This window comes from uncultured Clostridium sp. (assembly GCF_947036855.1).
Taxonomy (GTDB): Bacteria; Bacillota; Clostridia; order Clostridiales; family Clostridiaceae; genus Sarcina.
Window position 1 is genome coordinate 1 of sequence record NZ_CAMQRY010000108.1, and the last position, 8,173, is coordinate 8,173.

6 protein-coding genes are annotated in these 8,173 nt (G+C 30.6%); all 6 read left to right on the forward strand.

Going from position 1 to position 8,173, the window contains the following annotated elements:
- Positions 1–614: diphthine--ammonia ligase (locus Q0V15_RS10170; protein ID WP_297438635.1), on the forward strand; the 614-nt coding region annotated here is incomplete at its 5' end.
- 295 nt (positions 615–909) lie between these two features.
- Positions 910–3,117: a catalase/peroxidase HPI gene (gene katG / locus Q0V15_RS10175; RefSeq protein WP_297438637.1), complete on the forward strand. Its 2,208-nt coding sequence runs from the start codon at positions 910–912 to the stop codon at positions 3,115–3,117.
- Between the two features lie 292 nt (positions 3,118–3,409).
- Positions 3,410–3,556, forward strand: a complete 147-nt coding sequence (locus tag Q0V15_RS10180; RefSeq protein ID WP_297438639.1) for a hypothetical protein — start codon at positions 3,410–3,412, stop codon at positions 3,554–3,556.
- A gap of 82 nt (positions 3,557–3,638) precedes the next feature.
- Positions 3,639–6,365: a sigma 54-interacting transcriptional regulator gene (locus Q0V15_RS10185; RefSeq protein WP_297438641.1), complete on the forward strand. Its 2,727-nt coding sequence runs from the start codon at positions 3,639–3,641 to the stop codon at positions 6,363–6,365.
- 160 nt (positions 6,366–6,525) lie between these two features.
- The gene (locus Q0V15_RS10190) at positions 6,526–7,311 is read left to right on the forward strand and encodes a PTS sugar transporter subunit IIC (RefSeq protein ID WP_297438643.1); all 786 of its coding nucleotides are present in this window, start codon (positions 6,526–6,528) and stop codon (positions 7,309–7,311) included.
- Positions 7,298–8,101 (forward strand): PTS system mannose/fructose/sorbose family transporter subunit IID, encoded by an 804-nt coding sequence (locus Q0V15_RS10195; protein ID WP_297438645.1) that lies wholly within the window; start codon positions 7,298–7,300, stop codon positions 8,099–8,101. The genes Q0V15_RS10190 and Q0V15_RS10195 overlap by 14 nt, the downstream gene beginning before the upstream one ends.
- Positions 8,102–8,173: the final 72 nt, after the last annotated feature.

The following is an 8,173-nucleotide window of genomic DNA, read 5'->3' on the forward strand; positions in this document are numbered from 1 at the left end:
TAGCTTTGTATAAAGCTATGGAAGAGGGAACTGCTGTTGGAATTATTGTTATGATGGAGGAAGATGGTACAAAGTCTAGAGCACATAGTATTTCACCAGAATTACTTAAAGCACAGGCAAAAGAAATAGGTGTGCCTATTTATACAGGGTCTGCATCTTGGGGAACTTATGAAAAAGTTCTTGTTGAGAATCTTGAGAAAGCTAAAGAACTTGGAGCAGAAGTTCTTGTTACAGGTGATATTGATATGCCGCAGCATAAATGCTGGTATGAGAAAGTTGCGAGTAGTGTAAATCTTGGACTTGCTATGCCTCTTTGGAATAGAGATCATAGAGATGTTGTTGAAGAGTTTGTAAACTTAGGATTTATAACAAAAATAGTTACAGTTAATTTAAGTAAAGGGATGAAGAAAGAAGACCTTGGAAGAACTTTAACTCTAGAGTATATGAAAGAACTTGAAGATAGAGGTATAGATATTTGTGGTGAAGCAGGAGAGTTTCATACAAGTGTTATAGGTGGACCCTTATTTAAAAATGATTTAAAAGTGAAGCATGGTCAGATTACAAGTGAAGGTGATTATATGTATTTAGAATTGCTTTTAGATAGTAAAAAATAATAAATGTTAAAAATATAGTGAAAATGAGACTTATATTGATATACTTAGATAGTATATTTAAAGAAATATATTTCTAATAAATGGCTTTGTTAGGTGTTTTAAAGAAATATATGAATTTTTTATTAAAAAAATAAAAAATAATACTTGTTAATTAATAATAATTATTATATAATAAATTCATAAGGTAGTTAGCAAACAAACAACTACAGAAAAATCAGAGAAATAAAGATAATAATAAGATGAAATTAAAAGATTGAAAAAATAGAAACAGAGAGATACTAAGGAGGAACTTATTATGGGTAAATGTCCGTTTTCAGGAAAAGCAGGTAAAGAAAATAATACAGAGAAGGTAACTTTCAGTAGTGGTACTTCAAACAAAGACTGGTGGCCTAATCAATTAAATTTAAAAGTTTTAGGTCAAAATTCAGCGGTGGTTTCACCAATGGAAGAAGGATTTAACTATATTGAAGAGTTTAATAAATTAGATTTAGAAGCTCTTAAGAATGATATAAAAGCTTTAATGACAGATTCTAAGGAGTGGTGGCCTGCAGATTACGGACACTATGGTCCTTTATTTATAAGAATGGCTTGGCATAGTGCTGGAACTTATAGAACAGGAGATGGTCGTGGAGGTGCTAACACAGGTAACCAAAGATTCGCACCATTAAATAGTTGGCCTGATAATGTTAACTTAGATAAGGCAAGAAGACTTCTTTGGCCTGTTAAACAAAAATACGGAAATAAAATTTCTTGGGCAGACCTTATGATACTTACAGGAAACTGTGCTTTTGAGTCAATGGGACTTGATATGGTTGGTTTTGCTGGAGGACGTGTAGATATCTGGGAACCAGAAGAAGATGTATACTGGGGTAAAGAAACACAGTGGTTAGAAAATAAAAGACAAGAAGATAAAGACTTAGAGAATCCACTTGCAGCAGTTCAAATGGGACTTATCTATGTTAATCCAGAAGGTCCTAATGGACAACCTAGTGCAGTAGCATCAGGACAAGATATTAGAGAAACATTCGCAAGAATGGGAATGGATGATGAAGAAACAGTTGCACTTGTAGCTGGAGGACATACTTTTGGTAAATGTCACGGAGCTGGAGATGCAGCTAATGTTGGAGCAGAACCAGAAGCAGCACCAGTAGAAAAAATGGGATTTGGTTGGATAAGTAAGTTTAGAAGTGGTAAAGGTAACGATACTATATCAAGTGGTATAGAAGGTGCTTGGACAAAGAACCCAGTAAAATGGGATACAGGATACTTCGATAACTTATTCGGATATGATTGGGATCTAGTTAAGAGTCCAGCAGGAGCTTGGCAGTGGATACCAACAAACCCAGAAGCTAAATCAGTACCATCAGCACATGATAAGTCAATCAAGGAATTCCCTATGATGACAACAGCTGATATGGCACTAAGAATGGATCCAATATATGGACCAATATCTAAGAGATTCCACGAGAATCATGATGAGTTCGAAAAAGCTTTTGCAAGAGCATGGTTTAAACTTACTCACAGAGATATGGGACCAAAATCTAAATACTTAGGTTCACAAATACCAAGTGAAGATTATATTTGGCAAGATTCAGTTCCAGTTGTAGATTTTAAAGTTGTTAATGAAAAAGATGTTAAAGTATTAAAAGAAATGATAGAAGCATCAGGACTTTCAGTATCAGATCTTGTTTCAACAGCATGGGCTTCAGCAGTTACTTATAGAGGTAGTGATTTCAGAGGTGGTGCTAATGGTGCTAGACTTAGACTTGCTCCTCAAAAAGATTGGGAAGTAAATGAGCCTGAAAATCTTCAAAGAAAACTTTCAAAACTTGAAGCTATTGTTGAAGAATTCAATAATAAACAAGCTAAAGGTTACGGAAATAAAAAAGTTAGTCTTGCAGATATCATAGTTCTTGGTGGTAATGTAGGTATAGAAATGGCAGCTAAAAAAGCTGGAATAAACTTAGATGTTCCATTTATAGCTGGAAGAACAGATGCTATGGCAGAGTTTACAGATGCAGAGTCATTTGCAGTATTAGAGCCAGTAACAGATGCTTTCAGAAACTATGCTAAATTTAACTTTAGTGTACCAGTTGAAGAATTAATGGTTGATAAAGCTCAACTTCTTAACTTAACAACTCCAGAACTTACAGTATTACTTGGTGGTATGAGAGTTCTTGATGTAAACCATAAAGGTTCAAAAGAAGGTGTATTCACAGAGAATCCAGGAGTATTATCTAATGATTTCTTCGTAAATATACTTGATATGTCAACATCATGGGAGAAAAATGAAGAAGAAGGAAACTTTGTTGGAATTGATAGTGTATCAGGAAAACAAAAATGGTCAGCTACAAGTGTTGATTTAATCTTCGGATCAAACTCACAACTTAGAGCGATAGCAGAAATTTATGCAAGTTCAGATTCAAAAGCTAAATTTACAAAAGACTTTGTAAATGCATGGAATAAAGTTATGAATGCAGATAGATTTGAATTAAGAAAATAGTATAAAAAATATATAAATCTAGGAACAGATTTCCTTGTTTAACTATTCCAAATAAATTAAACAGAAAAAATCTAAAAAGCCCATCTATAATAAATTAATTTATTATAGATGGGCTTTAATTATTATAATGGTTAGTTTATTTAAGAGAAATACTAGATTTTAGATTATAAAGTAATATAATAGAAAGGAAAATAACAAGTTTACATAATAGCTATAATGCTTTTACAAAGTATCTAAGAAAATTTGTTATTATTATATATAAGAACTAATATTTGGAAAAGGAGTATATAAGATGAAAAATAAAAAAGAACAAAAGATGGAATGTCCTATATGTGGGACACTTATGAAAAATTTTGATTATGCTTATGATAATAATCAGTATGGAAAAAAATATTATAAATGTGATGAGTGTGGTCATAAAACTAATACTATGGACTAGAAGTTTTTCATAGGTATAAAAGGTATAGAGTGTTTTAGTTACGTTACTTATATTAAGTTACTTGATGATTGGGGGAAATTAAATGAATAACAAAAGTAGAATTGAAGCTTGTTTAAAGGAACTTACACTTAAAATGTTTGAGGGTGAGGATATTGAGGGAATTGAGACTATTGAAATAGCTGATAAATTAAATCTTAGAAGAAATGTTGTAAGCCATTATTTAAATATTATGGTTACTGAAGAAAAGGTTATCAAAACTAAGACTAGACCAGTTTATTTTATTCATAGAGAAATTTTAGAACAGTATAATACTGATAAGAAAAAAACACAAGAAATTAATAACAGAGATGCATTTAGTGAATTAGTAGGTCATAATGGAAGTTTAAAAGTTGCTGTAGAACAGTGTAAGTCAGCAGTTTTTTATCCAGGAGATATGCCAGTTTTACTTACTGGAAAAAGTGGAGTTGGAAAAAGTTATTTAGCTAGTCTTGTACATAGATATGCTATTGAGAATAAAAAAATAGAAGAAGATGCACCTTTTGTAACTTTAAACTGTGCTGATTATGCAGATAATCCAGAGCTTCTTGGAGCTAATCTTTTTGGATATAAAAAAGGAGCATTTACAGGAGCAGAGAAGGATAATAAAGGTTTGATAGAAGCTGCAAATGGTGGTTACTTATTTTTAGATGAGGTTCACAGACTTTCACCTGAAGGACAAGAAAAGCTCTTTGTATTTATGGACAAGGGTGTATATAAAAGAATTGGTGAGAGCAGTATAGAAAAATATGCAAAAGTTAAATGCCTTTTTGCCACTACTGAAAATCCACAAGATGTACTTCTTGGAACATTCACGAGGAGAATACCATTAATTATTGATATTCCAGCACTTGATGAAAGAAGTCTTGATGAAAGAATAACACTAATTTATAAGTTTTTCTTAAATGAAGCAGTAAGTATTAATAAAAATTTAAAGGTTTATAAGGCTGTTATAAATTATATATTATCACAAGAGAAAAAAGGTAATGTTGGAAGTGTTAAAAATCTTGTTAAATTATTCTGTGCTTATGTTTATAAAAATAATATAAATGAGGATGTAGTAAGTATTTCATTAAATGAAATGTCACATCTTATGAGTGGAGCAAATATAGAGCTTAAAGAATACTACACTCAGGAGTATTTATTTATTGATAAGGATAATACTGAATTGTTTATGACACATGATGAAGATGAAATTACACATAAGCAGACACAAAAAGAATTTGAAGAACTATCAACTTGTGTTAAAAACTTTAATGTAAATAAAACAACTTTAGTTGAGTTTAGAAAAAATATCAATGCTATCATAAATAAATATTTAAACATAATGGTTTATAGTAGTGACACAAATCTTGAAAATGATATTATTGAAAATTTATATAGAAATAATATAAGTAATACTTTAAATATAATGGAAGAAAGATATGGATTTAAGCATTATGGGAATACATCAAAGGTTCTATCAAAAGTATTGTTATTTTTAAATAGGTCTGATAGTTATTTATCTAATAAAGAGAAAAAAGAGCTGATAGAAATAGTTAATGTTATTAGTAAGAAACTTTCAAAAGAGTATATTATAGCAAGTAGAATACTTACTAATTTAAATATTAATTTAGATTTTGAGATAACAAACTATATGAGAGTTTTTGTGACACTTTATGTTTTCACACTTATGAATAGTAATACATCAAAGGTAAATGCAATAATTGTAGCTCATGGTTTCTCTACAGCTAGTAGTATTGCTAGTGTAGCCAATCAACTTTATGGTGAGTTTATATTTGATGCTTTTGATATGCCAATAGATATGTCACCAACAGAGGTTAAAAGAAATATTAAGAAATATATTGAAGCAATGGATACAAATAAAGATTTAGTTATTCTTGTTGATATGGGTTCACTTTTATCAATTTATGAGGTTTTATCAGGTGTAGTTAAAGGTGATATAGGGGTAATAAATAATATTACTACTAATATAGCATTAGATATTGCAGGTAAAATTTTACATGAGGAAAGTATAGAGGATATGCTTATATCGGCAGAGAAAAATTCAAAGATAGAATGTAAGTTTATAAAGGCTAGTAATAAGAAAAAAGCAATTTTAACTACTTGTATATCTGGAATTGGTACATCTGTTAAGATAAAACAGCTTCTTAAGAAGTGTATTGGTGATGTTGATATAGAAATTATTCCATATGAATATGGTAATCTTGCAAGTAAGGGGTTAGAAGATAAAATATTTGAAGATTATGATGTAAAACTTATTATAAGTACAACAAAACTTGATATTGAGAGTATAAATGTAGTTCTTTTAGAGAATTTAATATCATCAAGTGATGATGGTAAGTTTTATGGATTATTTAAAGGAATACTTGAAGAGGATAAGATTAGTGATATTAAGCATGATTTGGTTAAAATGTTCTCACTTCAGAATGTTATAAATCAACTTACTATATTGAATCCAGATAAAATTATTAATGATGTTGAAATTGTTATAAGTAATATGGAAAATTATCTAAATAATATATTTGCTGTTGATCTTAGAATGATTTTATATATCCATATTAGTATTATGATAGAGCGATTAATATTAAAACAAGGGCTTGTGTCATATGAAAATGAGGAAGAGTATAAAAAGAGTAATGGAAAGTTTATACAACTTGTAGAAAAGGCATTTTCTGTCACACTTAAAGAGTACAATTTAGCATTAACAGTAAAAGAGATTGAAATAATTCAAGGAATTATAGAAAGTAGAATAGGTAAAATCAAGCTTTAAAAGGATTTATATATAAATACCAGTACTGACAAAAAGTTGGCACGGGTATTGCTATTATTAAATAGTGTAAAGGATAACAAATCCTTTCACTATTTATTTTTTTAAAACGTTATAAAAAAAGAAAATTATAAATCAATTTAAGACGGGGAGGAATTATATTATGGAAATTCAATTATGGCAAATGCTACTTCTTGCAACATATGCTGCAGTAGCTCAATATGATGGTTTACATCTACATCTTGGTTTACCAAAACCAGTTATAGCAGGATTATTTGCAGGTGTAGTAATGGGAGATATGACAACAGGTCTTCTTGTTGGAGGAACTCTTCAACTTATGACTCTTGGAGTTTCAAATTATGGAGGAGCTTCAATTCCAGATTATACATCAGCTTCACTTATTGCAACAGCTCTTACTGTTTCAACAGGTCAAGGTGTAGAGTTCGCAGTTGGAATAGGGGTTCCAGCAGCACTATTATTAGTTCAATTAGATATATTAGCTAGAATGACAAATACATTCTTCCAACATAAAGCAGAAGATTATGCAGAAAAAAGAGATTATGACAAAGTAGAACTTATGAATATATTAGGAGTTATTCCTTGGTCATTATCAAGATTTGTACCAGTATTCGTTATCTTATTCTTCGGAGCAGAAGTTGTAGATCAAATACTTGGAGCATCTCCAGAGTGGTTCTTAACAGGACTTAAAACAGCAGGTGGATTATTACCAGCTATCGGTATAGCAATATTATTAAAATATTTACCACTTAAAAATTATGCTTCATACCTTGTAATAGGATTTGTTTTAGCAGCTTATTTAAATATACCAGTTCTTGGAGTAGCTTTACTTGGGGGAGCTATAGCTTATAACAGATTCAAGCAAAAAGAGGAAGAGGATAAGAAAGTAACAGTATCAACAATGTCAGGAGGATTTGATGAAGATGAGTAAGGTTAAATTTACAAAAAAAGATATAAACAGAGCTTATTTCAGATGGTACCTAGGTGGAGAAACAGGTTGGAATTATGAGAAAATGCAAGGACTTGGATATTGTTACACAATGATGCCATTCCTTAAGAAAATATATACTGATGAAGATGAGTTAAATTCAGCAGTTAAGAATCACTTACAGTTCTACAACTCAAATATGACAACAAGTGCAATTATAATCGGAGCTAACCTTGCTATAGAAGAGCAAGGGGGTGAAGGTGTTCAGGAGGCTGTTGCAGCTGTTAAGACTGGACTTATGGGACCTCTTGCAGGAGTTGGAGATACATTATTTGGTATGACTTTCAATACAATATTTGGTTCAATAGCAGCTTACATGGCTTTAGAAGGAAATCCAATTGGATGTTTCTTATGGATGTTTGCTAATATAGGAAGAATGTTCCTTGCTAACTGGTTTATGCACCTTGGATATAAACAAGGTACAAAAGTTGTTGGAAGTATTGGAACAAAACTTAAAAATATTACAGAAGCAGCTACAATTTTAGGAATGACAGTTATTGGAGCTCTTATCCCAACAGTTGTTAAGGCAAAAGTTCCTTATGTATTTACATCAGGTGAGGTAACACTTCCAGTTCAAGATATATTAGATAAAATTATGCCATCATTATTACCACTTGCGATAGTATTTTTAACATACTGGATGCTTGGAAGAAAAAAATTAAACTCAACAAAAGTTATATTCTTATTAATCTTAATTGGTATGGTTGGTTCAGTATTAAAAGTATTAGGATAATATATTAAATTTAGAAAAGAAAAATTAAGGTTACTCTGAGAAATCAGAGTAACATATTTAAATATTTAGAGA

Coding starts and splice junctions, on each gene's coding strand:
- Q0V15_RS10185 (WP_297438641.1), top strand. CDS start 3,639: ATGAATAACAAAAGTAGAATTGAAGCTTGTTTAAAGGAACTTACACTT.
- Q0V15_RS10180 (WP_297438639.1), top strand. CDS start 3,410: ATGAAAAATAAAAAAGAACAAAAGATGGAATGTCCTATATGTGGGACA.
- katG (WP_297438637.1), top strand. CDS start 910: ATGGGTAAATGTCCGTTTTCAGGAAAAGCAGGTAAAGAAAATAATACA.
- Q0V15_RS10195 (WP_297438645.1), top strand. CDS start 7,298: ATGAAGATGAGTAAGGTTAAATTTACAAAAAAAGATATAAACAGAGCT.
- Q0V15_RS10190 (WP_297438643.1), top strand. CDS start 6,526: ATGGAAATTCAATTATGGCAAATGCTACTTCTTGCAACATATGCTGCA.